The organism is Agrobacterium radiobacter, assembly GCF_040801995.1.
In the GTDB taxonomy this organism is placed as follows: domain Bacteria; phylum Pseudomonadota; class Alphaproteobacteria; order Rhizobiales; family Rhizobiaceae; genus Agrobacterium; species Agrobacterium radiobacter.
The window spans coordinates 1,010,421-1,034,477 of the sequence record NZ_JBEGHX010000001.1 but is presented as its reverse complement, the minus strand read 5'-3'; the positions used below and the strand labels follow the sequence as shown (position 1 = coordinate 1,034,477).

The 24,057-nt window shown below is 59.6% G+C and carries 24 protein-coding genes; 10 read left to right on the top strand and 14 right to left on the bottom strand.

Annotated features, from left to right (window positions below):
* Window positions 1-55 precede the first annotated feature (55 nt).
* The gene (locus MRBLRC7O_RS05265) at window positions 56-973 is read right to left on the bottom strand and encodes a PhzF family phenazine biosynthesis protein (RefSeq protein ID WP_367727369.1); all 918 of its coding nucleotides are present in this window, start codon (window positions 971-973) and stop codon (window positions 56-58) included.
* Window positions 974-1,276: 303 nt separating this feature from the next.
* On the opposite strand from MRBLRC7O_RS05265, the gene MRBLRC7O_RS05260 reads away from it, so the two are divergent.
* Together MRBLRC7O_RS05260 and MRBLRC7O_RS05255 are read left to right on the top strand one after the other, a co-directional pair.
* Window positions 1,277-2,050: an NAD kinase gene (locus MRBLRC7O_RS05260; RefSeq protein WP_080866107.1), complete on the top strand. Its 774-nt coding sequence runs from the start codon at window positions 1,277-1,279 to the stop codon at window positions 2,048-2,050.
* A 21-nt stretch (window positions 2,051-2,071) separates the two neighbouring features.
* On the top strand, window positions 2,072-2,572 hold the full coding sequence (locus MRBLRC7O_RS05255; RefSeq protein WP_080866571.1) for a hypothetical protein: 501 nt from the start codon (window positions 2,072-2,074) through the stop codon (window positions 2,570-2,572).
* 27 nt (window positions 2,573-2,599) lie between these two features.
* Here MRBLRC7O_RS05255 and MRBLRC7O_RS05250 read toward each other — a convergent pair whose 3' ends face one another.
* From MRBLRC7O_RS05250 to MRBLRC7O_RS05235, 4 genes are all read right to left on the bottom strand, one after another.
* Window positions 2,600-3,070 (bottom strand): cysteine hydrolase family protein, encoded by a 471-nt coding sequence (locus MRBLRC7O_RS05250; RefSeq protein ID WP_080866106.1) that lies wholly within the window; start codon window positions 3,068-3,070, stop codon window positions 2,600-2,602.
* 73 nt (window positions 3,071-3,143) lie between these two features.
* Window positions 3,144-4,275 (bottom strand): peptide chain release factor 2 gene (prfB, locus tag MRBLRC7O_RS05245; protein ID WP_099085460.1). Its coding sequence is split into 2 segments (ribosomal slippage): window positions 3,144-4,205 and window positions 4,207-4,275, totalling 1,131 coding nucleotides; the frame shifts between segments, so codons are not numbered across the junction.
* A gap of 98 nt (window positions 4,276-4,373) precedes the next feature.
* Window positions 4,374-6,821 carry a penicillin-binding protein 1A gene (locus MRBLRC7O_RS05240; RefSeq protein WP_003502506.1) on the bottom strand — a complete coding sequence of 816 codons (2,448 nt, stop codon included), beginning with the start codon at window positions 6,819-6,821 and terminating at the stop codon, window positions 4,374-4,376.
* Between the two features lie 327 nt (window positions 6,822-7,148).
* Complete coding sequence (locus MRBLRC7O_RS05235; protein WP_003502504.1) at window positions 7,149-8,408, bottom strand: N-acetylmuramoyl-L-alanine amidase; 1,260 nt, start codon at window positions 8,406-8,408, stop codon at window positions 7,149-7,151.
* Between the two features lie 645 nt (window positions 8,409-9,053).
* Here MRBLRC7O_RS05235 and MRBLRC7O_RS05230 point away from each other — a divergent pair.
* Window positions 9,054-11,945, top strand: a complete 2,892-nt coding sequence (locus tag MRBLRC7O_RS05230; protein WP_077998399.1) for an Rne/Rng family ribonuclease — start codon at window positions 9,054-9,056, stop codon at window positions 11,943-11,945.
* Between the two features lie 231 nt (window positions 11,946-12,176).
* Here MRBLRC7O_RS05230 and MRBLRC7O_RS05225 read toward each other — a convergent pair whose 3' ends face one another.
* The 3 genes from MRBLRC7O_RS05225 to MRBLRC7O_RS05215 form a co-directional block, all read right to left on the bottom strand.
* On the bottom strand, window positions 12,177-12,881 hold the full coding sequence (locus MRBLRC7O_RS05225) for an SDR family oxidoreductase (protein WP_003502501.1): 705 nt from the start codon (window positions 12,879-12,881) through the stop codon (window positions 12,177-12,179).
* 117 nt (window positions 12,882-12,998) lie between these two features.
* Window positions 12,999-13,364 (bottom strand): antibiotic biosynthesis monooxygenase family protein, encoded by a 366-nt coding sequence (locus MRBLRC7O_RS05220; protein WP_060726165.1) that lies wholly within the window; start codon window positions 13,362-13,364, stop codon window positions 12,999-13,001.
* Complete coding sequence (locus tag MRBLRC7O_RS05215) at window positions 13,361-13,687, bottom strand: NIPSNAP family protein (RefSeq protein ID WP_003502499.1); 327 nt, start codon at window positions 13,685-13,687, stop codon at window positions 13,361-13,363. Before MRBLRC7O_RS05215 ends, MRBLRC7O_RS05220 begins: the two co-directional genes overlap by 4 nt.
* Window positions 13,688-13,762: 75 nt before the next feature.
* On the opposite strand from MRBLRC7O_RS05215, the gene MRBLRC7O_RS05210 reads away from it, so the two are divergent.
* Complete coding sequence (locus MRBLRC7O_RS05210; protein ID WP_003502498.1) at window positions 13,763-14,446, top strand: ArsR/SmtB family transcription factor; 684 nt, start codon at window positions 13,763-13,765, stop codon at window positions 14,444-14,446.
* A 24-nt stretch (window positions 14,447-14,470) separates the two neighbouring features.
* Here the strand turns inward: MRBLRC7O_RS05210 and MRBLRC7O_RS05205 are convergent, their stop codons facing one another.
* Window positions 14,471-15,628 (bottom strand): pyridoxal phosphate-dependent aminotransferase, encoded by a 1,158-nt coding sequence (locus MRBLRC7O_RS05205; protein WP_003502497.1) that lies wholly within the window; start codon window positions 15,626-15,628, stop codon window positions 14,471-14,473.
* Window positions 15,629-15,801: 173 nt separating this feature from the next.
* Between MRBLRC7O_RS05205 and MRBLRC7O_RS05200 the strand changes: the two genes are divergently transcribed.
* The 6 genes from MRBLRC7O_RS05200 to MRBLRC7O_RS05175 all read left to right on the top strand — a co-directional run bounded on the left by MRBLRC7O_RS05200 (window position 15,802) and on the right by MRBLRC7O_RS05175 (window position 20,179).
* Entirely contained in the window at window positions 15,802-16,569 is a 768-nt protein-coding gene (locus MRBLRC7O_RS05200; RefSeq protein ID WP_003502496.1) for a DsbA family protein, read from the top strand.
* Between the two features lie 125 nt (window positions 16,570-16,694).
* Window positions 16,695-17,132, top strand: coding sequence for a type II 3-dehydroquinate dehydratase (aroQ, locus tag MRBLRC7O_RS05195; RefSeq protein WP_003502495.1), 438 nt, complete (start codon window positions 16,695-16,697; stop codon window positions 17,130-17,132).
* Between the two features lie 25 nt (window positions 17,133-17,157).
* A complete protein-coding gene (accB, locus tag MRBLRC7O_RS05190; RefSeq protein WP_003502493.1) occupies window positions 17,158-17,646 on the top strand; it encodes an acetyl-CoA carboxylase biotin carboxyl carrier protein in 489 nt (162 codons plus the stop codon).
* A 12-nt stretch (window positions 17,647-17,658) separates the two neighbouring features.
* Entirely contained in the window at window positions 17,659-19,005 is a 1,347-nt protein-coding gene (gene accC, locus MRBLRC7O_RS05185; RefSeq protein ID WP_003502491.1) for an acetyl-CoA carboxylase biotin carboxylase subunit, read from the top strand.
* Between the two features lie 6 nt (window positions 19,006-19,011).
* Window positions 19,012-19,656, top strand: coding sequence for a leucyl/phenylalanyl-tRNA--protein transferase (gene aat, locus MRBLRC7O_RS05180; protein ID WP_080866105.1), 645 nt, complete (start codon window positions 19,012-19,014; stop codon window positions 19,654-19,656).
* Between the two features lie 79 nt (window positions 19,657-19,735).
* Window positions 19,736-20,179 carry a hypothetical protein gene (locus MRBLRC7O_RS05175; protein ID WP_035212392.1) on the top strand — a complete coding sequence of 148 codons (444 nt, stop codon included), beginning with the start codon at window positions 19,736-19,738 and terminating at the stop codon, window positions 20,177-20,179.
* Window positions 20,180-20,197: 18 nt separating this feature from the next.
* On the opposite strand, the gene MRBLRC7O_RS05170 is transcribed toward MRBLRC7O_RS05175, so the two are convergent.
* The 5 genes from MRBLRC7O_RS05170 to gatB form a co-directional block, all read right to left on the bottom strand.
* The gene (locus tag MRBLRC7O_RS05170) at window positions 20,198-20,635 is read right to left on the bottom strand and encodes a DUF2155 domain-containing protein (protein ID WP_026364075.1); all 438 of its coding nucleotides are present in this window, start codon (window positions 20,633-20,635) and stop codon (window positions 20,198-20,200) included.
* Between the two features lie 129 nt (window positions 20,636-20,764).
* Window positions 20,765-21,163: an NADH:ubiquinone oxidoreductase subunit NDUFA12 gene (locus MRBLRC7O_RS05165; protein WP_080866104.1), complete on the bottom strand. Its 399-nt coding sequence runs from the start codon at window positions 21,161-21,163 to the stop codon at window positions 20,765-20,767.
* Between the two features lie 109 nt (window positions 21,164-21,272).
* Window positions 21,273-21,746, bottom strand: a complete 474-nt coding sequence (locus tag MRBLRC7O_RS05160; RefSeq protein WP_020012373.1) for a GNAT family N-acetyltransferase — start codon at window positions 21,744-21,746, stop codon at window positions 21,273-21,275.
* The gene (locus MRBLRC7O_RS05155) at window positions 21,743-22,240 is read right to left on the bottom strand and encodes a GNAT family N-acetyltransferase (RefSeq protein ID WP_020012372.1); all 498 of its coding nucleotides are present in this window, start codon (window positions 22,238-22,240) and stop codon (window positions 21,743-21,745) included. The genes MRBLRC7O_RS05160 and MRBLRC7O_RS05155 overlap by 4 nt, the downstream gene beginning before the upstream one ends.
* Before the next feature lie 211 nt (window positions 22,241-22,451).
* Window positions 22,452-23,957, bottom strand: a complete 1,506-nt coding sequence (gene gatB, locus MRBLRC7O_RS05150; RefSeq protein WP_003502477.1) for an Asp-tRNA(Asn)/Glu-tRNA(Gln) amidotransferase subunit GatB — start codon at window positions 23,955-23,957, stop codon at window positions 22,452-22,454.
* Window positions 23,958-24,057: the final 100 nt, after the last annotated feature.

Here is a 24,057-nt window from a genome sequence, read left to right as displayed (position 1 = left end):
GATCACAGAAGCCACCGGTACGGGATGTTACCGGACAATCAAACGACCGTTCGCCTCAAATCTCGAACGTGCCCGACGCCACACGCACCGCATGACCGCCGATGCGCGCGCGGGCTATTTCGTTGTCCTTGATGTCCATGCGTAGATGGATGTGGGACGGTCTTTCCATCTCCACGCCCTGCTCTATCAGGAGCGGATGATGGCCGTCCGTCAGCCCGTCGAAATGGTGGATCGCGCCGGAAAGGGCGGCGGCGGCGGAACCGGTTGCGGGGTCTTCCGAAATGCCCATATCCGGGGAGAACATGCGGGCGTGGAACTTTGCCGCGTGATTGACGCCGCCGCGACAGTAGATATAGGCCGCCGCCAGGCGTCCCTCGACCAGCGGCGCGGTGCGCAGCCACAGATTGGCGTCGAAATCCATGTCCCTGATGGCGGCGATATTGTGCAGCGGCACGAGCAGGAACGGCACACCTGCTGTCCAGATAGACGGCACATGATTCTCAAAGCCGAGATGTCCTTCGCTGACGCCGAGCGCATCGGCAAGAGCGGTGTGATCGAGCGGCAGGTCGACTCGGGATGATTTACGCGGCAGGTCGAATTCCGCGAAGCTGACGGCGTCGGCGCGCATCTTCACCGCGCAGCGCACCGGCCCCACCTTCTCCTCCAGCACACAGACCGTATCGATGTCGTCATCACCCTCGCCGCGATTTCGCTCGGCGATGGCGACAGCAGCACCCACCGTCGGATGGCCGGCAAAGGGCAATTCGCCTGATGGCGTGAAGATACGCAGCGAAGCTGCATGCGCCGGGTTGGTGGAGCGGTTGACGAAAACCGTCTCGGAAAGGTTCATTTCCCGCGCAATCGCCTGCATCGTGCCTTGGGGAAGATCATCGGCGTCATACATGACCGCCAGCGGATTTCCCGCCATTTTCGTCTCGGTAAAGACATCGTAGATATCGTAGTTCAGCGCCACATCCGTCTCCTGCCACTCGTCATTCCGGCTGCCTTGGCAAACTGCATCAGGCCGTCCCGCATCGCAACCCTTGTCGGCGGGCGCAAATCAAGAAGCTGTGGACCGGAGTGATGCGGCCCGCCGTCAGGGAACGCCTGCGCCTGCGAAAGGCCTTGTCGCCAGCCGCCGTCTTCATGTACCAAGGGTGCGTCTGGCGGCTAGCTATCGATCTCTTCATCGAGGTTTAAAGATTTCAAGCCGCTTCAACAGGTTACAGTGCCTTGCTCGGACCGGCCCGGTCTGCGCCGTTGTCGAGGGAAGCGAATGTCGCATTCTACCTATTCACTGTCCTTCGTCGCCTCCGCAACAGAGGAGGCGCAGACGGCGCTGAGCGTGCTGAAAGGCATTTACGGCGACACGCCGTTCGCAGAGGCGGAGGTGATCGTTGCACTCGGCGGCGATGGCTTCATGCTGCAGATTCTCAACGAGACGATGAATTCCGGCAAGCGTGTCTATGGCATGAACCGGGGGTCCGTCGGCTTCCTGATGAATGACTACCGGGTGGAAGGCCTGCTCGAGCGCATCGCGGTGGCGAGCGGCAATGATTTCCATCCCTTGCGCATGACGACAACGGATTCCGACGGCGACGAGTTCACCGCCCTCGCCATGAACGAGGTCAGCCTGTTTCGCCAGTCCCATCAGGCCGCCAAGCTTCGTGTCGAGGTGGACGGCAAGGTGCGGCTGGAAGAGCTGATCTGCGACGGCATGATGGTGGCGACCCCCGCAGGGTCGACAGCCTACAATTTCTCCGCCCATGGACCGATCCTGCCGCTGGAATCACCGCTTCTGGCGCTGACCCCCGTCAGTGCTTTCCGGCCGCGACGCTGGCGCGGCGCGCTTTTGCCGAATAAGGTTACGGTCGACATTCATGTTCTGGAACGCGACAAGCGCCCGGTGAACGCGGTGGCCGACCACACCGAGGTGAAATCCGTTCGTCACGTTAGGATCGCACAATCGCAGGACAGGACGGCCAGAATTCTCTCGGATCCGGATCGTTCATGGTCGGACCGGGTTCTCGCCGAACAGTTCAACAATTGACGCCCACAATCGATAATGGCCATGCAATTGACAAGACCTATCCTCGCTGCTTTCCTTTTCGCCGCCGCCGTGCTTCCTGGGCGGGCGCAGACGGAAGCGATCGACGCCCTGCCGGTTTCGGCAATCTTCGTCGTCAGCAGCGGCATGTGGGAAGATCGGAATCTTGAGCCGGTGAAAGGTCCTGACGGACAGCTGCGGCCGCCGCCTGCCTCGCCCACGCGCGGTTATTACAAGGTCATCGCCATCCGCCAGGGCGACGGCACGGCGAAAATCTACCTGCAGCGCATCGTCTTTACCGCCGATGGGCCGAATCTCCTCGAAAATATCGAGCTGGAGGAATTCAGCCAGATGAAATCCTATGTCACGGATATTCGTCCTGAAAGCTCGAATGGCGCGCCCGCCTCGCCCGGCCTGTTCGTGACCGTTTATCTGAAGACGGACCCGATGAGCAAGGAAGCGGAAAGCTGGACGATCCTGATCGACGAGCTGGGTGAGATGAAGATCGAAAAAGCTTCGAACTGATCGGACCGGATACGCGGCCGGGCAAGGCTATGCTTCCAGTGCCTCCGGCCCGACAAGAACCGCTCCAAAATGATGTTTCCATAATCTTGCACCGAGTTCACCACTGCGGTCGAGACTGGAGCCTACCGTCAGCCACGGCAACAGCGTGGGATGCAGCCCCGCATCAAAAAGGGCAAAACCAGCGGCCAGCACGCAGGTATCAGCTTGAATGCCGCAGACCAGCACCCTGTCGAGTTTCAGCGACAGGAGATAGTCGATGACCTCCCGTGGAGGCGCATAACCGTGTTTGATGAATATGCGATCTGCCGCAACAAGCGACTCGTCATCCCTGCCCGGCTTCCAGCCGAGTTGCCGCTCGAAGGGCGTCACACTTTCATCATGACGCTCGACGGTGGCGATGCTGGGCATGGTCAGGGCGAGTGCGGATATTTCCGCCACCAGCCCAGCCGGCGGATTGAAGCCCGGCTGGACGTCGACGATATAGAGCGCCTGTTTCATGCTAGTCCTCCAACGAAAAACCCCTCGCAATGGGTTTGCGAGGGGCAATTTTCCAGTCGACGCGCCGGACGCCTTAATCGATATCCGAGACTTCCACATCCGCGCCGCCGCTGATGCGGTGGGCGAGTGCGGCTTCCATGAATTCGTTCAGGTCGCCATCCAGCACGTTGCCGGGTGCTGTACTTTCCACGCCGGTGCGCAGATCCTTGACCAGCTGGTAAGGCTGCAGAACGTAGGAACGGATCTGGTGGCCCCAGCCGATATCCGTCTTGGACGCGGCCTGGGCGTTTGCCGCCTCTTCCCGCTTCTGCAGCTCCACCTCATAGAGGCGGGCGCGCAGCATGTCCCACGCCTTGGCGCGGTTCTTGTGCTGCGAACGCTCCTGCTGGCAGGCAACGGCAATACCGGTCGGAATATGCGTGATACGCACGGCCGAGTCTGTCGTGTTGACGTGCTGGCCGCCCGCACCGGACGAACGATAGGTATCGATACGGCAATCGCTCTCATTGATGTCGATCTGGATCGAATCGTCGACGACGGGATAAACCCAGACGGAGGAGAACGATGTGTGGCGACGCGCATTGCTGTCATAGGGCGAAATACGAACGAGGCGGTGCACGCCCGATTCCGTTTTCATCCAGCCGAATGCATTGTGGCCCTTGACGAGGATCGTCGCGGACTTGATGCCGGCTTCTTCGCCGTCGTGAACTTCGAGAACCTCGACCTTGAAACCTTCGCGGTCGGCCCAGCGGGTATACATGCGCAGAAGCATGTTCGCCCAGTCCTGACTTTCGGTGCCGCCGGCGCCGGAATGCACTTCGACATAGGTGTCGTTGCCATCGGCCTCGCCTGAAAGCATGGCTTCCACCTGGCGGCGGTTCGCCTCGCTCTTCAGCGCCTTCAGGGCATCTTCGGCGTCCTTGACGATCTCGTCATCGCCTTCCATCTCGCCGAGTTCGATCAGCTCGATATTGTCGCGGAGCTGCTGCTCCAGCGCCTTGACGCCGTTGATGCTGTCATCCAGCTGCTGGCGTTCGCGCATCAGCTTCTGGGCCTCAGTGGCATCGTTCCAGAGGGTCGGGTCCTCTGCCTTGTTATTCAACCAGTCCAGTCGTCTTATCGCCTGGTCCCAGTCAAAGATGCCTCCTCAGCAGGCTTATGGCCTGCTTGATTTCGTCGACTACGTTCACGATTTCATTGCGCATTTCGCTGGTTCTTCACCTTCATTGAAACTCGTTGCTCAAATAAATGCGGGGGGCGCGGATGTAAAGACCCGCGCCCCCGCCAAACGTCAGGACTAATGTCAATAAAGACCGCCGCCACCGCCGGTGATGGCCTGCTGCGCCTGCGGCGAGGTCTTCAGAATGTCTTCCTGCGACATGTATCCGTCATCGCCGATGACAGAGAAGGTGGAAGCGGGACCCGTTCCCGGCTTGAAGGCTTCCATGATGGTGTCCGGCTCGCCCTCGACCGCCGCCATGCCGGTCTTTCGGTTGACGGCGACGAAGTTCATGCCAGCAGGCACGATGAACTTGCTCGGCTCCATGTGCTTGGCCGCATCAGCGATGAATTCACCGAAGATCGGAGCAGACAGGGAGCCGCCGGTGCCGCCGCGACCGAGAGGTGCGGGCGAATCGAAACCGATATAGAGGCCGGCAACCATGTCCGGCGTGTAACCGACGAACCAGGCGTCCTTTTCATCGTTGGTGGTGCCCGTCTTGCCGGCAACCGGCAGATCGACCTTGATCTTGCCCGCCGCCGTGCCGCGCTGAACAACACCTTCAAGCATCGACGTCGTCTGGTATGCGGTCATCGGATCGAGAACCTGTTCGCGATTGTCGACGATGACAGGCTCGTCCTGGTTCTGCCAGCTGGTCGCGTTACAGCCTTCGCAGGCGCGTTCCTCATGGCGGAAGATCGTCTTGCCGTAGCGGTCCTGAATACGGTCGATCAGCGTCGGCTTGATCTGCTTGCCGCCATTGGCGATGACCGAATAGGCAGAAACCATGCGCATGACGGTCGTTTCGCCCGAACCCAGAGACATGGACAGAAGCGGCGGCATCTTGTCATAGATGCCGAAGCGCTCGGCATATTCCGCGACCAGATTCATGCCCATGTCCTGCGCCAGACGCACGGTCATGAGGTTACGGGATTTTTCAATACCGAGACGCAGGGTCGAAGGACCGGCGGAACCCCCGCCGTAATTCTGCGGCTTCCAGACCTGATTGCCAGATACCACCTCAATCGGCGCGTCGAGAATGACCGAGGCGGGCGTATAGCCGTTGTCGAGCGCGGCCGCATAGATGAACGGCTTGAAGGAGGAGCCGGGCTGGCGCATGGCCTGCGTCGAGCGGTTGAATTCCGACTGCGCATAGGAGAAGCCGCCGACCATCGCCAGAACACGGCCGGTATGCGGGTCCATCACCACCATGCCGCCCTGCACTTTTGGCGGCTGGCGCAGGCGATATTCATTGCCGGAGCCGGAAAGCGGCTGTGCATAAACGACGTCACCCGCGGTCACGACACCGACCGGCGACTTGGCGGTTGCTCTTTTGCCGCTTGCATCACGGAAAGCCCAGCGCATGTTTTCAGCAGAGATATGGCCGCGCGTGCGCTTGTCGCCATCTTCCGCATCGGGATCGGCCTGGACGCCGATATCGACGCCATCGTTGGCAACCGCGAGCACGACCGCGACCTTCCATTCCGGAACGTCCCGGAGACCCTTGACCTTGGCCAGCGCCGCCGTCCAGTCGCCGGCCGTCTCGATCTTTTCCACCGGTCCGCGGAAGCCGCGGCGCTCGTCATATTGCACAAGCCCGTCCTGAAGCGCCTTGCGCGCCTCCATCTGGATTTGCGGATCGAAAGAGGTACGAACCGAGAGCCCGCCCTCAAGAAGCGCTTCCTCGCCATATTTCTCGACGATCTGGCGGCGGACTTCCTCGGCGAAATAATCGGACGCGAAAATATGCGCGCCACCCCGGCGCAGGTTGACGCCGAGCGGCTGCTTCTTCGCATCAGTGGCGTCGGCGACGGTGATGTAGCCGTTTTCGGCCATACGGTCGATCACCCAGTCGCGGCGCTCCAGAGCAGCCTTTTCACGGCGGATGGGATGATAGTTGTTCGGTCCCTTCGGCAGCGATGCGAGATAAGCGGTCTCAGCAATCGTCAGTTCCGTTACAGACTTGTTGAAATAGGTAAGCGCCGCACCGGCGATGCCGTAGGAATTCAGGCCGAAAAAGATCTCGTTGAGATAGAGTTCAAGGATCTTGTCCTTGGAATAGGTCTGCTCGATGCGGAAGGAGAGAATGGCTTCCTTGAGCTTGCGGTCAATGGTCTGGTCGTTGGTCAGAAGGAAGTTCTTCGCCACCTGCTGGGTGATGGTGGATGCGCCGACCGGACGGCGACCGGAGCCGACATTCTGGAGATTGACGAGAATGGCGCGGCCGAGACCGAAGATGTCGACACCCGGGTGGTTGTAGAAATTCTTGTCTTCGGCGGACAGGAAAGCGGCCTTCACGCGGTCGGGAATGGCCTGGATCGGCAGGAACAGGCGCTTTTCATGGGCGTATTCCGCCATCAGCGCACCGTTGCCGGCATGCACGCGCGTCGTTACCGGCGGCTCATAGGTGCTCAGAACTGCGTAATCCGGCAGGTCCTTCGTCACGCCGTGCAAATAAATCGCACCGACGACGGCGGCGCACAGGAAGAGTACGCTGGCCAAGCCGAAAAAATATCCAATCAGTCTGATCATACCAAGCTACCGATAATTCGAATCGTAACCATCAACGCCCGACGATTTACGGGCGCATCCTTGCATATCGCGTGCCGTTTTGCACACCATACCTTCGATGACAAGCCGGATACGGCAGCATTCGCTGATATGTTACCGGGCGGCAGGCCCGCAATCGCGTTGCGGACGCTTGCGGATCGCCACCGAATCCGCGCTTCGAGTAACGCGGCGAATGTGAGTAAAATAGGGCTTCGCCTCCGCAATCGTCCGCAAGGCCAAAGAATTGAACAGCTTTTCGGCGGTCAATGGCAGGGCGGCAACAGCACCGTCGCTCCGCTGGCTACCTTCTCAGCCGCCGTTCGCCATGGCCTTGGCGCGGTATCGCCCGACAGCCGTTGCCAGCGTATCGGCCACCTTCTTGCGCCATTCCCCGTCGAGAAGCAGCTTTTCGTCTTCCGCATTGGAGAGGAAACCGAGTTCCAGCAGCACCGACGGCACGTCATGAGCGCGCAGCACCATGAAACCGGCATAACGGTGCGGATTGTTGATGAGGCCCACCTGCCCCTCGAAGGATGAGACGATGTTTTCTGCGAGCGTCACCGAAAAGGCCTGAGTTTCGCGGCGGGTGAAATCGAGAAGAATATCGGCGACCTCCGGCGGCTCGCTGGAGGCCGCAACACCCGCAATCTGGTCGGACTTGTTTTCGCGCTCCGCCAGTTCCTGCGCCTGCCGGTCCGACGCCCGGTCTGACAATGTATAAACGGTCGCGCCGCGGATACCCTTTTGCTTCAATGTATCCGCATGCAGCGATATAAAGAGGTTGGCATTGTTCTGGCGGGCAATCGTCACCCGTTCGGACAGGGCAAGGAATGTATCGGAATCGCGCGTCAGAAACGCCTTGATGCCGGGTTCGCGGTTCAACCGTTCCGCGAGTTCCTTCGCAAAGGTCAAAGTGATGACCTTTTCCTCGGTGCCCGTCGTGCCGCCGGTGGCGCCGGCATCGATGCCGCCATGACCGGCATCGACCGCGATGACAAATTCCGCAGGACGCGATGTCTTGTCGTCAGGCGTGATCGCGGCAGTCGTTACCGGGGCGGGCGCCTGCCATTGCTGATCCTTCACCAGTTCCGCGAACTTGCCCTTGGTGGTGATCTCGGCATCGAGCACGAAACGGAAAGATTGCCCGTCGTCAGCCTTCTTCGTTTCGGCAACAGTCACCTGAACCGGCTTTTTCGCCGTCAGCACGATGCGGGCGCTGTTCTGGCCCATGGTGCCGAAGCGGATGTCCGAGAAAAGACCTGTTGGCTTGAGGTCGGATGTGGGGAAAGCGAAATTCACCGCGGGAAAGTCCACGACGATGCGCGCGGGCGAATCGAGATAGTGAACGTCGAATTCCGGCTCTTCCGCAAAATCGAGAACGATGCGCGTGCGCGCCTCATCACCGATGATACGCGCCTGATGGGCGACAAGCGGCTCCACGGCATGGGCTGCCGGCACGACGGAAACAGAGGCGGCGACAGAAAATGCCAGAGCCGCCAAAGCCCGCGCGATTCGCGCGCCAAGCCGCCCTGCCCCGCCTGATATCGCTGCGTTGCGCGTGAAATCCATGGTCCTCAAGAAATTCCGTATGTCAGTCATTTTCGATAAACGGCGCGGAAAAACGCCGGCAACAGTGCCGTTTCAACCACGCCGTACGATAGTTTGCGCGTTTGCGCCCCACAATCGCAGGCCTTGGTGAACCAATTGTTAACCCGGAAATTCCACCAACAATATGGCATATTTAGCCAGCCTATTGCTATTATGACAGAGAAAACATACAACACGGATGAGGGTTAAAAGTGTTGACGGGATAGATGCCCGCCGGCTGCCAATCGGAAAAGACGCTGGCGCTGCAAAACGGGCAATCATCTGCCGTCGTTACATTTATCCTGAAACTGGATCAATTCCGGCCGTGGCCGGAGACCTACCCGGTGGCGCTGCCACCGCTGCTCTGAGGAGAGCAAATTCATCGGACCCCAAGGGGTCTATATATTATTGTCGTTCCGCCTGGCCAATGATGTCGCAGCAGTTTTCACATGAACCGGATACCAGGAGCAGGCCAAATGCCTCGCCGTCGGTCCGGATGCTGCCAGTTTACAGAGGCCCGGCTGGAGACTTCATTTCCGGCACATCCTTGCACTCATATGAAAGGCTCGTCCGTGTGGCGGGCCTGTTCTCGTATAAAACAAGGCTGCGCCGAGGAGCACAGCTTACATGGCAGACAAAATGCTTATCGACGCCTCCCACGAAGAGGAGACACGCGTAGTCGTTGTCCGTGGGAACCGGATCGAAGAATTCGATTTCGAATCGGAGCACAAAAAACAGATCCGCGGCAATATCTATCTTGCCAAGGTCACTCGCGTTGAGCCCTCCCTTCAGGCGGCCTTCGTCGATTACGGTGGCAATCGCCACGGCTTTCTCGCTTTTGCGGAAATCCATCCGGATTATTACCAGATCCCGCTTGCCGACCGTCAGGCTCTCCTGAAGGCGGAAGCCGAGGATCATCGCCGCAGCGACGACTTCGAATCCGCTGATGCACCCGAGCCCGGCGCCCCCATGATCGACCTTTCGCAGGTGGATCAGCCGGATGTCGGCATTGTTTCCGCCAGCGAAACCACTGAAACGGTCGTCGTGGAAGAGACTGCGCCTGTCGCGGAAGAGGTTTCCGAGGAAACCGCCGTCGAGGCCGTAGCCGTGGAAGCGCCCGCCGAGGAAGAAAAGCCGAAGAAGCGCACCCGCCGCCCCCGCGCGAAGAAGAAGACCGCCGAAGAAGAAGCCGCAGCGGCCGCCGAAGCCTCCTCCGAAGACGACGGCAGCACCGGTGGCGAAATGGCCGCCATGGTCGACACCGACACGATTTCCGAGGAAGTCGAAGGTCTTCGTCGTGGCAATGACGATGATGACGACGATGATGACGATCATCACGAAAAGGAAGTGATCGAATCCGTCGGCGCCGAAGACGCCATGGAAGAAGTTCCGGACCGCGTCGCCCGCAAGCCGCGCAAGCAGTATCGCATTCAGGAAGTCATCAAGCGCCGTCAGATCCTTCTGGTGCAGGTGGCCAAGGAAGAACGCGGCAACAAGGGTGCCGCACTCACCACCTATCTGTCGCTTGCCGGTCGTTATTCCGTGCTGATGCCGAACACGGCGCGCGGCGGTGGTATTTCCCGCAAGATCACCCAGCCGACCGACCGCAAGCGCCTGAAGGAAATCGCGCGCGATCTGGAGGTTCCGCAGGGCATGGGCGTCATTCTGCGTACCGCAGGCGCCAACCGCACCCGCGTCGAAATCAAGCGCGACTTCGAATATCTGATGCGCCTGTGGGAAAACGTCCGCACGCTGACGCTGAACTCCACGGCCCCCTGCCTCGTTTATGAGGAAGGCTCGCTCATCAAGCGTTCGATCCGCGACCTTTACAACAAGGATATAGGCGAGATCATCGTTTCGGGCGAAGAAGGCTACCGTGAAGCCAAAGACTTCATGAAGATGCTGATGCCGAGCCACGCCAAGGTGGTTCAGCCTTACCGCGACATTCATCCGATCTTCTCGCGCTCCGGTATCGAAGCCCAGCTCGACCGGATGCTGCAGCCGCAGGTCACGCTGAAGTCCGGCGGTTACCTCATCATCAACCAGACGGAAGCGCTGGTTTCCATCGACGTCAACTCCGGCCGTTCGACGCGCGAGCATTCTATCGAGGAAACCGCGCTGACGACGAACCTCGAGGCTGCGGAAGAAGTGGCGCGCCAGCTGCGCCTGCGCGACCTTGCCGGTCTTGTCGTCATCGACTTCATCGACATGGAAGAAAAGCGCAACAACCGCTCCGTCGAGAAGAAGCTCAAGGATTGCCTGAAGAACGACCGCGCCCGCATCCAGGTCGGCCGCATCTCGCATTTCGGCCTTCTGGAAATGTCGCGCCAGCGCATCCGCGCTTCGGTGCTGGAATCGACCACGCAGGTCTGCCAGCATTGCGGCGGCACGGGTCATGTCCGCTCGGAATCCTCCATCGCCCTGCATGTTCTGCGCGGCGTCGAGGAATATCTGCTGCGCAACACCACGCATAACATCACGGTGCGCTGCACGCCGGAAACGGCGCTTTACCTGCTCAACCACAAGCGCGGCACGATCGTCGATTATGAAGGCCGCTTCGGCGTGTCCATTATCATCGCTGCTGACGCCGGCGTCGGCGCGCAGCATTTCGCCATCGACCGTGGTGAAGCCGTCGAAAATCCGGTGAAGATCGAAAGCCTCATCCAGATGCTGCCGAGCTTCGTGGAAGAGGAAGACGATTTCGTCGCCGAGGTGGAAGAGGACGAAGACGAGGAAGAAATCGTCAAGGCGCAGACCTCCGAGCCACGCCAGCAGCAGCCACAGGGCGACAATAGTGAAGAAGGCAAGCGCAAGCGCAAGCGTCGTCGTCGCCGTCGCGGCAAGGGTGGCCAGGGCGACCAGAACGGTGCGCTCGACGCCCAGTCCGGCGATGCGGAAGGCGATGATGCCGAAGGTGACGACGATGGCATCGAAACCGATGAGGCCGATGCTGAAAACGAAAACGGTGCAGCGGAAGCAGTAGGTTCCGAAGAGGATGGCAAGCGCAAGCGCCGCCGTCGCGGCAAGCGCGGTGGACGCCGCAACCGTGCGGAAGACGAAGCTCTTGATGCTGCCGGCTCGGAAGCTGAAGGTGAGAGCGAAAGCGAAGAGGTTTCCGTTGAAGCATCTGTAACCGAAGAACCGACCGCCGCCGCCGCGGTGGAAGGTGTGGTTGCCGAGGTTGCGGAAGAGGAAGTGCCGAAGAAGCCACGCCGCACCCGCAAGGCGAAGGTCAAGACTGAAACCGAGGAAGCGCCGAAAGCTGAAGCCGTTGAAACGGTGGAGCCGGTGATCGTCGAGGAAACAGTCGCCGAGGTCGCGGTTGAAGAAGCTGGTGAGGCTTCGGCCGATCTGGCTCCGGAAGCGGAAGCACCGGCCACGGAAGAAAAAGTCCGCGCCAACCGGGGCAGCAATGTCTCCAGTTCGGAGCCGGTGGTGACCTCGTCTTCGCCGAACCCCGATGGCGACGAGCCGAAGCCGCGCAAGGGCGGCTGGTGGCAGCGCAAAGGCTTCTTCTGAGAGATGAAAGACTGAATGAAAAACGCCCGCAACATCGTTGCGGGCGTTTTGTTTTGTCGATGCAAAGAACGGGCGTTTTCTTGACCCGCTGACATTTCCTCATTCCTGTGCTTGTCACAGGAATCCAGTCGACGCGCGTCCGCGTGGCGGGAGAGTCCTTTCAGCCCAAGGACTTGGGCTTGCTGGATCCCTGTGACAAGCACAGGGATGAGAGTTGGGAAGGCCAGGCCGTCAAACAGACCGCGTCAGGCCACCATCAACCCGGATATTCTGGCCGGTAATATACCCCGCCCCTTCCGACGCAAGGAATGCTACGGTGGCGGCGATTTCCTCGCTCTTGCCGTAACGCTGCATCGGCACGGCCTCTCGGCGTTCTTCCGTGGCCGGCAGACTGTCAATCCAGCCGGGTAGCACATTGTTCATACGCACATTGTCGGCCGCGTAGGTATCGGCAAATATCTTGGTGTAGGAGGCAAGGCCGGCGCGGAACACGGCGGATGTCGGAAACATGCTGCTCGGTTCAAAAGCCCAGGCCGTCGAGATATTGACGATCGCGCCCGCCTTTTGCTTCACCATGACGGGCGCGATGATACGCGTCGGGCGGATGACGTTCATCAGATAGACATCGAGGCCCGTGTGCCATTGCTCGTCGGTAATGTCGAGAATGGAGGCGCGCGGGCCATGCCCGGCGCTGTTCACCAGCACGTCGATGCGGCCGAATGTTTCGAGTGTCCTGTCCGCCAGCCGCTGGAGATCGTCATTGGACTGGTTGGAACCGGTGACCCCGATGCCGCCCAGTTCCTTTGCCAGCGCCTCTCCCTTGCCGGAGGATGACAGGATCGCCAGTTTGTAACCGTCCGCGGCCAGGCGTTTTGCCACAGCCGCACCCATGCCGCTGCCGCCCGCCGTTACAATCGCCACTTTTTCTGCCGACATCGTTTTCTCCATTTCCAGGCCTTCATCCATAAAGTGCCCCATCTATAACGGGTTTCAAAGACGAGTTCGAACCAGAAAGACTTGGAGCGGCGTGCAGAAAAACTGATGCTGGAAATGTCAGCCTGACACACTTCCTTCTGCCGGATGCGCTACACGGCTGTCGGCTGGCGCCTCCTCCCTGTCCTGCAAGCCGTAGTCGCGCATCACATGCGCGATGCGCAGGCGATAATCGGAAAAAACACCGGACCGGCCCAGCGACTGCGCAGTGCGATGCGGCGGGGTATTGCGCCACGCTTTCACCGCCTCCTCATCCCGGAAAAACGACAAGGACAGCATCTTTTGCGGATTGCTGATGCTCTGGAACCGTTCGACGGAGAGGAACCCATCAATGGTTTCGAGCCCCGCCCGCAGGCTGGCGGCGATATCGAGATAATGCTGTTTTTCGCCGTCGGCCGGCCAGACCTCGAAGATGACGGCGATCATTGCCCGCCTCCGGCATGCGGGGCGGAAGCAAGACGTAGAAACAGCCGGTCCTCGCGGCGGATGAACTGCTCGCGCCGGGCGAATTCATAATTTTCCCGCCCGGCCGGATCGGCGGCAAGACGCGCCCTGTAGGCTTCGTAAGCGGCGAGGTTTTCGATGTTGTAAACACCATAGGCGATCGTGCTCGATCCCTCCTTCGGTGCGTAATAACCAATGAGATCGGCGCCGCAGCGTGGGATCGCCTCACCCCAGTTGCGGGCATATTGTTCGAAGGCATCGACCTTGAAGGGGTCGATCTCGTAGCGGATGAAACAGGTCAGCATCGTCACTCTCCTTAGTGTTCTGCCGCATCTTTTTACGCTATTGCCTAGCATCAATGCTTCGGCTATCATCGAAGTATGAAAGACGGACCTCTCATCGCCAACGTCGCCGCCCTGATCGGCGACCCTGCCCGCGCCAATATCCTGACGGCGCTGATGGATGGGCGCGCGCTCACCGCAAGCGAGCTTGCGGAAGCCGCTGGTGTAACCCTGCAGACCGCGAGCGGGCACCTGTCCAAACTCTCAGAAGCACAATTATTGAAGGCAGAAAAACAGGGGCGGCATCGTTACTTCCGTCTATCAGACGAGGATGTTGCACAGGTTCTGGAAGCGCTTATGGGCCTTGCCCAACGCACAGGGGCAATCCGCGTCCGCACCGGACCGAAGGACAAGGCTCTGCGTGAAGCGCGCATCTGCTACGACCATCTGGCCGGAGAAAGCGGCGTGGCGCTGCTTGCCGCTATTACCGCGAAGGGGCTCGTGACGTTAGGTGATGATCCTGCCCTAACGGATAGCGGACGTGACTTCTTCTCGAGCTTCGGCATCGACCTTTCGCCACTGGAAAAGGCGCGCCGCCCGGTCTGCCTGCATTGTCTTGACTGGAGCGAACGCCGCCATCACCTCGGCGGCGGGCTTGGCGCGTCTCTTCTGGAAGCCATGCAGCAGCGTGACTGGCTGCGGCGCGGAAACGGCCGGGTGCTGACCTTCACCGCAAAGGGTGAAAAGGCATTCAACAGCACCTTTAGCTGCACACCCGCCTGATCTCCCCGAGCGGATGATCCGGGCTTATTTCAGCCAGCCGGCAATACGTCCAACGGCCTCGGCAATGTCAGACACGGAACCCGCATAGGAAATGCGCAGCGCGCGATGGCCTTCTTCGGGATCGAAATCCATGCCTGGCGTCGCCGCCACATCGATTTCCGCCAGCATGCGCTTGGCGAAATCCATGCTGTCGTTGGAGAAGCGGCTTGTATCGACATAGGCGTAAAAAGCGCCATCCATGGGCGATGCCAGCGGCAGGCCGATTTCCGGCAGGCGCGCCATCAGGAAATCGCGGTTGGTGCGATAGCTTTCCCTGTAGACATCCAGTTCCTCCGCCGCCGAAAAGGCTGCAGTCGCCGCAAGCTGCGAAAGTTCCGGCGGGGAAATATAGAGGCTCTGGGCCAGACACTCGACCGGACGGACGAGATTCTCCGGCAGCACCATCCAGCCAATGCGCCAGCCGGTCATGCAATAATATTTGGAAAAGGAATTGATGATCACGGCATTATCGGTGATTTCGAGCGCGCTCGTCTCTTCGCCGACGAAGGTCAGACCGTGATAGATTTCGTCGGAAATGAAAGCCATGTCGCGGCTTTCGCAATAGCTCGCCAGCCGCTTCAGCGCCTCGCGGCCGGTGACGGTGCCAGTCGGATTGGCCGGGCTTGCCAGAAGCACGCCCTTCAGCTTGCAGCCGGCTCTTGTTTCCGCGCGTTCGAGGCTTGCCGGCGTCAGCGTATAACCGGTTTCGGCCGTGACCGGCACTTCCACGACATTAAGGCCGAGCGCCTTGAGAATATTCCGATAGGCGGGATAGCCGGGCCTCGCGATGGCGACATGGTCTCCGGCATCGAAAAGGCTGAGGAAGGCGAGATTGAAGGCAGCAGACGAACCGGTGGTCACCGCGATGCGGCCCGGATCGATGGCGACCTGGTGACGCAGCCGGTAATGGCCGGCGATCGCCTCACGCAATTCGCGCAGGCCGAGCGCATCGGTATAACCGATCCGCCCGTGTTTCAGCGCGGCCTCAGCGGCTTCGAGCGACGCTTTCGGCGCGGGATGGGAGGGCTGGCCGACCGCCATGGAAATGACGGGGCGTCCCGCCTGCCTGCGCCTGTTCGCTTCCGCCAGAATATCCATGGCGTGAAAGGGTTCGACTGCGCTCCGCTTCGACATCGTGATCAAGGGCATGCTCTTTCCTGAACCGTATTTCAGAGACTTGCCGCAGAATCACAATCTTCACAATCATGCGATCATAATGCGGACAAGTATTTTTGCCGTATGGCATTTGGCTTAAAGTAAGGTAATTGCCTTCATAAGATTTCAAGAGGCTCCGGCCGCACAGAATGAGGACCGATATGGCGCATTTTCTCCGTTCCACCCTTCTCGCCAGCGTGACGGCCCTTTCGACGGTATTCGCCTCCCTGCCCGCCCATGCGCTCGATGAGCAGCAGAAGAAGGAAATGGGCGAGTTCATCAAGCAATATCTCATCGAGAACCCGGAAATCATGCTCGAGGTTCAGGATGCGCTTGAACGCAAGCAATATGCGACGCGTAACGCCAAGGCGGCGGAAGCCGTCGCCGACAACAAGAAGGCCATCTTCGAATCGAAATTCGATCTGGCGCTCGGCAATCCGGATGGCGACGTCACGCTGGTCGAGTTCTTCGATTACAATTGCGGTTATTGCAAACGCGCCATGGCTGACATGGATAAAATCCTGAAGGGCGACAAGAAGGTGCGCGTCGTCCTTAAGGAGTTCCCGATTCTGGGACCGGAATCGGTCGCCGCGCACCGCGTTTCCAACGCCGTCAAACTGCTTGCTCCGGCCAAGTACCCCGAGTTCCAGCGCACCCTGCTCGGTGGCCGCGGACGGGCGAATGAAGACAGCGCCATGGAAGTCGCGACCTCGCTCGGTCTCAAGGAAGCCGACATCCGCAAATCGATGGCGGAAAACCCCAATGACGAGCAGGTGCAGGAGACTTACAAGCTGGCAACCAGCCTCGGCATCACCGGAACGCCGTCCTATATCGTCGGCGACGAAGCGGTTTTCGGCGCGGTCGGTGCCGACCCGCTGAAGGAAAAAATCGCCAATATGCGCAGCTGTGGAAAAGCCACCTGCTCCTGATTGCTAAAAAAGCCACTGCATTCCCTGTGAGATGCCCGCCAAGCGGGCTGTTTACGGCTTGCGGGGGCTTTTCCTTGACGTCTGCGCAGTCTATAGGTGTCGCTGATTTTCTTATGGAAACGTGAATGAGCAACATCATCATCGTCATCAACGGCCCCAATCTCAACATGCTGGGAAAAAGGGAACCGGGTATCTATGGTGGCAAGACGCTGAAGGACATCGAGAATGATTGTCTTGCGGCCGGTGCCGATCTCGGTTTCGCAGTGGAATTCCGCCAGTCCAACCACGAAGGCGTGCTGGTGGACTGGTTGCAGGAGGCGGGCGAGCGGGCGGCGGGCGTCGTCATCAATCCCGGCGCCTACAGCCACACGTCGATCGCGTTGCATGACGCCATTCGCGCGATTTCCACGCCCGTCGTGGAAGTGCACATTTCCAACATCCACGCCCGGGAAGAGTTCCGTCACAAATCGATGGTATCACCCGCGGCGAAGGGCATGGTCTGCGGTTTTGGACCATATGGATATATCATGGCGCTTCACGCGCTGAAAAACATCACGGCATAAAAAGAAACAAAGAATAGGGTTTGTCATGTCTGAAAAGAAACAGGGTATCGACAAGGAACTGATCCGCGAGCTCGCGAATATCCTCAACGATACCGACCTTTCGGAAATCGAAGTGGAGCAGGAAGACCTGCGCATCCGCGTCTCCCGCGCCGCTCCCGCTCCCGCCACGGTCTATGCTGCAGCGCCCGCCGCTTATGCGCCGGCACCTGCCCCGGCCGCCGCGCCGGCAATGGCCGCACCTGCTGCTCCCGCAGCGGCAGCAGCACCGGCCCGTAACCCGGCCAACACCGTGTCCTCGCCGATGGTCGGCACGGTCTATCTTTCGCCTGCCCCGGGCGCACGTCCCTTCATCGAAGTGGGCGCGACCGTCAAGGAAGGCCAGACCATTCTCATCGTCGAAGCCATGAAGACCATGAACCAGATCCCGGCTCCCAAGTCCGGCAAGGTCGTGGAAATCGTCGTCAACGACGCTCAGCCCGTGGAGTATGGCGAAGCCCTCGTGGTCATCGAATAAAGGCGGTTCAGCATGGTTTCGAAGATCCTCATAGCCAACCGCGGCGAGATCGCGCTACGCGTCCTGCGCGCCGCGAAAGAGCTTGGCATTCCGACGGTAGCCGTACATTCCACGGCCGACGCAGACGCCATGCATGTGCGCCTTGCCGACGAAAGCGTTTGCATCGGCCCGCCGCCCTCGCGTGACAGCTACCTCAACATCCACCAGATCGTTGCGGCCTGCGAAATAACAGGTGCGGACGCGGTTCACCCCGGTTACGGCTTCCTGTCGGAAAATGCCAAGTTCGCCGATATTCTCGACGCACACGGCATCACCTTCATCGGACCGACCGCCGAACATATCCGCATCATGGGCGACAAGATCACCGCCAAGCAGACGGCGCAGGAACTCGGCATTCCCGTCGTTCCCGGCTCTGATGGCGAAGTGAAGCCTGAAAACGCGCTCGAAATTGCCCGCACGATCGGCTTCCCAGTCCTCATCAAGGCGACGGCGGGCGGCGGTGGTCGCGGCATGAAGGTGGCGAAGACCGAGGCCGATCTGGAAGAGGCGGTTGCGACTGCCCGTTCCGAAGCGGCAGCAGCCTTCGGCAACGACGCCGTCTACATGGAAAAATATCTCGGCAAGCCGCGCCATATCGAAGTGCAGGTTTTCGGCGATGGCGAAGGCAATGCCGTTCACCTTGGCGAACGCGATTGCTCGTTGCAGCGCCGTCACCAGAAGGTGCTGGAAGAAGCCAATTCGCCGGCTTTGACCGTCGAACAGCGCATGAAGATCGGCGAAATCTGCGCCGACGCCATGCGCAAGCTGAAATATCGCGGTGCAGGCACCATCGAGTTCCTTTATGAAAACGGCGAGTTCTATTTCATCGAAATGAACACCCGTCTTCAGGTGGAGCATCCGGTCACGGAAGCGATCACCGGTATGGATCTCGTGCAGGAACAGATCAGGGTCGCTTCGGGCCAGGGTCTGTCGGTCACGCAGGCTGATATCGAATTCCATGGCCATGCCATCGAATGCCGTATCAACGCCGAAGACCCGCGCACCTTCGTTCCCTCGCCGGGCACGCTGACCTATTTCCATACGCCGGGCGGTCTTGGCGTGCGCGTCGATTCGGGCGCCTATCAGGGTTACAAGATCCCGCCCTATTACGACAGCATGATCGGCAAGCTGATCGTTCACGGCCGCGACCGTGACGAGTGCATCCGCCGTCTGCGTCGGGCGCTGGACGAGTTCGTCGTCGACGGCATCAAGACCACGCTGCCGCTTTTCCAGGACCTCCTCGAAAACGAGGATATTCTGAAGGGCGATTACGACATTCACTGGCTGGAGAAATACCTGGCCGGTGACGCGTCTCACTAAGACGCCATGGTTGGGCGTCGCAGTAGAAACAACGGCATAACGGTCGATATTCTGCTGCGCGCCTATTCCGCCGGCCTGTTTCCCATGGCCGATTCGGCTGACGATCCCGAGCTCTTCTGGGTCGAGCCGGAGATTAGGGGTATCATCCCCCTCACCTCCTTCCATATTTCCAAAAGCCTCGCCAAGGCGATGCGCAGGAAGCCGTTCGAGATACGCTTCAACACTGCCTTCGAAGCTGTCACGGCCGGATGCGCGGCGGAAGCGCCAGATAGACCAAGCACGTGGATCAACGCCACCATCCGCCGGCTCTATACCGAGTTGCACCAGATCGGCCATGCGCACAGTGTCGAGGCATGGGAGGGCGAAGAGCTTGTCGGCGGGCTTTACGGCGTCTCGCTTGGCGCCGCCTTCTTCGGCGAGAGCATGTTTTCCCGCCGCACCAATGCATCGAAGATATGCCTCGTACATCTGGTGGAGCGTTTGCGGCAGCAGGGATTTACGCTGCTCGACACGCAATTTACGACCGAACATTTAAAGACATTCGGGGCAATCGATATTCCAAAGTCGGAATATGCAACGATACTGGAAGCGGCTGTCGATAGGCCGGATGTGCCCTTCGAAAATTTGCCTGCGCAAGAAAATCCACGCTGAAAACAACCTGAGATTTTGCTTGCAACCCTCAAAAACATGACTTATCCGGTCATGATATTTTATTCATCGGGGGTTGGTCATGCGCTGGATTGCGGCCTTGTTATTGATGCTGACGCTGGCGGTGAATGTCACCGCTGCTGAACAGCTCCCGAACCCGCTGGCCGCCTGGCGAAACGAAGTTTCCCGAGCCTTGACGGGCACAACCGGCCGCCCGGAATTCAAGGTCGTGCGGACAAACAAGCGGCAGGTCCTCCTTGTTACTTTCCGCGTTGACCCGGCGGGGAAAATACAGGCCGTTCAAGTCAAAAACGTAAGGGATAGCACCTATCAAACCCGAACGGCCGTGAAGAGGGCATTTTCTGAAATCAGATTCCCCTCACCTCCCGCTGGCGATCGACCAAATAAGTTCACCGTGCCGATCGCGATTGACCCCGAACTGACGCGGGAAGAAATGATCGAACAATTGGAAAGCAAAAGCAAAGCCCTGGCCGATTTGGCGGAGAAGCTCAGACGCCAGAAATAGGCACGGTCGTCGGTTAAATTACTTGCTTGCCGTAGAGGGAGCAGGAACTTCCGAGTCCTGCTTGCAGCCTGTCAGCCACACGTCGTAGATCGGGTGTTCCACGGCATTGAGACCGGGGCTGTCGGCGAACATCCAGCCCGTAAAAATCCGCTTTATCTTGCGATCAAGCGTGATCTCATCGACCTCGATAAAAGCGTCGATCTTCTGGGTTTCCGTCTGGTCGCGGGAATAACAGACCTTCGGCGTCACCTGAAGCGCGCCGAACTGCACAGTCTCATCGATATAGACATCGAAGGAGGTGATGCGGCCGGTGATCTTGTCGATGCCGGAAAACACGGCGACGCGGTTCTCCAGACGAGCGGCGGAGACGGGCGACACGAGGAGAACAGCAGAGACCGCCGCAAACAGCGACACTGTCAGCGCACGCAAAGAACGATCCCGCGTGATTTTCCTCATATAGTGGTCTCCAAAATTTGCCTGTGTCGCGATGCCGACCGGATCAACGCCTAAGGGCGGAATGTGGCAAAAACCGGTGAGGCCAGATGCAAGCGCGGTGTTTTGCACAACACCGCGCGTCACAAAAGCTTAGTTGCCAGGGGTCCAGGCGTCGTAGTCGCCGGTCACACGCGGGCGCTCGCCGGCAACAGCCAGCGATCCCTGAGGCCGATAGGCCTTGGACGTGCCAGTATGGTTCGGCTGGTGCGGCTTCTGCCACTCGCGCGCAACGTAGCTTTCCTGGCTTGGCGGCACGTCGGTGCGGTAATGCATCCAGCCATGCCAGCCGGGCGGAATGGCGGAAGCTTCGGCATAACCATTATAGATCACCCACCGGCGCGGCATGCCCCAGGAGGTGGTGCCGCCTTCGTAATAGGTGTTGCCCAACTCGTCCTGCCCGACCTTCTTGCCGAAACGCCAGGTGTGAAACCGCGTTCCGATCGTCTGGCCATTCCACCAGGTGAAGATTTGCGTCAGGAGAGTCTTCATTATGCGTTCCTCGGGCTTGAATGCGCCGCAGCGATTTTCCGTGCACGGCACAAGACATGCTTATGCCGCCCCTCACAGCAATTGTCCAGCATTTCAAGATATATCCGTGCTATTTCAGCTTCATCCTGAAGCCCAAATGCCGCTTCTCGAAACCCAGCCGCTCGTAGAAGCGGTGCGCGTCCAGCCGGGCCATGTTGGACGTCAGTTGCGCGGCGTTGAGGCCCTGACGGCGGGCTTCTTCCAGGCAATGATTGATCATCACCGCGCCGATACCGCGACCGCGCATGTCGGCGCGCGTCTGCACCGCCTCGATCACCATGGACTTTGCCCCTCGCCCGACGAGCTTGGTCAGGATCGCCGTCTGGAAGGTGCCGACGACCTCGCCATCCAGTTCCGCCACATAGAGCGTTTCGCTCGGCGATGCCTCAATGGCGCGGAAGGCTGCAAGATAATCCGGCTGCGCCGATTCTTCGGCCGTATCGCCATGGCCGCCAATCTCGTCGGCGGCAAAAATGGCGGCAAGGGCGGGAAGGTCGTCTTCGCGCGCCGTGCGGATAATGAGATTCTGCAATGTCGCATTCATCGGGTCAGGCTCTTTTCCATAACGATGCCGGGCAGACCCTCGATGCCCGCCATGCGCTCGATTCGGTCCACCTCGACAAACCCGACGCCTTCATAAAAGGCGATTGCGACAGTATTTTTAGGCTCGACTTCAAGCCGCATGATTTCCGCATCCGGAAAACAGGTTTCCAGTTCCGCGAACAGATCACGGCCGACGCCCTGGCGCTGAAGGTCGGGCGCGACGTAAAGCTGGTGCAGCAGGGCCGTCTTCGCCATCTTGGTGGACATGGAGCCATAGGCCATGCCCCCAATCCGCCTGCCGTCATCAGCCACCAGAAATTCGCCGCCCTTTTTCTCGATACGGTCTTTCATGGCTTGCGGCGAATGCCATGCGAGGATCAGCTGGTTCACCTTGTCGACGCCATAGATCGCATCATAGGTCGCGTGCCATGTCGTGGCGAGCAAGGTGCGGACCGGCTCGATGTCCCGCAGACTTGCCGTGCGGATGAAAAACATGTTTGGGCTCCGTCTTGAAACAGAAAAGCCGGGCGTTGATCCCGGCAGATATATGTCGAGCCTCCCGCACTCTCGACGTGATCCTCGGGCTTGTCCCGAGGATCTGAGCACGTTTGGCCTTGTGGGTATCTAGATCCTCGGGACAGGCCCGAGGATGACGAAGGAGAGCTTTGTGCCTCGATGCCTCCTACCGGCAGGAAGCAGCTTTCGCTTACTCTTCCTCGATGCCGAGCTTGGCCTTCACCAGTGCCTGCACCGCCTGCGGGTTGGCCTTGCCGCCCGTGGCCTTCATGACCTGGCCGACGAACCAGCCGGCGAGCGTCGGCTTCGCCTTGACCTTTTCAACCTGATCCGGGTTGGCGGCGATAATCTCGTCCACGGCCTTTTCGATGGCGCCGGTATCCGTCACCTGCTTCATGCCGCGCGCCTCGACGATTTCCGCCGGGTTGCCGCCCTCGTTCCAGACGATTTCGAACAGGTCCTTGGCGATCTTGCCGGAAATGGTCTCAGACTTGATGAGATCGATGATGCCGCCGAGCTGTTCCGGCGAAACCGGCGTCGTCTCGATATCCTTGCCGAACTTATTGAGGGCGCCGAGCAGGTCGTTGATGACCCAGTTGGCGGCAGCCTTCGCATCGCGGCCGGCGGCGACGGCCTCGTAATAATCGGCGATCGCCTTCTCCGAAACGAGGATCGAGGCGTCATAGACCGACAGGCCAAGATCGGCCACGAAGCGCGCCTTCTTGTCGTCGGGAAGCTCCGGCAGATCGACCTTCAGCGCCTCGACGAAAGCATCGTCGAATTCCAGCGGCAGCAGGTCCGGATCGGGGAAATAGCGGTAATCATGCGCGTCTTCCTTGGAGCGCATCGAACGTGTCTCGCCCTTGCCTGGATCGAACAGGCGGGTTTCCTGATCGATGGAGCCGCCGTCTTCCAGAATGGCGACCTGGCGACGCGCCTCATATTCGATGGCCTGACCAACGAAACGGATGGAGTTGACGTTCTTGATTTCACAGCGCGTGCCGAAACCTTCGCCCGGACGGCGCACGGAAACGTTGACGTCGGCGCGCATCGAGCCTTCATCCATGTTGCCGTCGCAGGTGCCGAGATAACGCACGATCGAGCGCAGCTTGGTCAGATAGGCCTTGGCCTCATCCGACGAGCGCATGTCCGGCTTGGAAACGATTTCCATCAGCGCCACGCCCGAACGGTTCAGGTCCACGAAGGACATGGTCGGATGCTGGTCGTGCATGGACTTGCCGGCGTCCTGCTCCAGATGCAGACGCTCGATGCCGATCTCGATATCCTCGAAATTGCCCTGACGGTCCGGACCGAGCGAAATGGTGATAGTGCCCTCACCGATGATCGGATCTTTGAACTGCGAAATCTGGTAGCCCTGCGGCAGGTCCGGATAGAAGTAGTTCTTACGGTCGAAGATCGAACGGTTGTTGATCTTCGCCTTCAGGCCGAGACCGGTACGCACCGCCTGCTTGACGCATTCCTCGTTGATGACGGGCAACATGCCGGGCATGGCGGCATCCACCAGCGACACGTTGGAGTTTGGCGCATTGCCGAAGGTGGTCGATGCACCGGAAAACAGCTTGGAATTGGAGAGAACCTGCGCATGCACCTCCATGCCGATCACGATTTCCCAATCGCCGGTGGCGCCGGGAATGAAGCGTTTCGGGTCGGGGGTGCGCACGTCTACAAGGGTCATCTGAAGCTCACGATATACGGGTTCTTTGGCCTTGGTGGGTAGAACAAATGGAGCGCGGGCGCAAGACATCTTGCACCCTGTCACGCCAGGCCCGGGATTT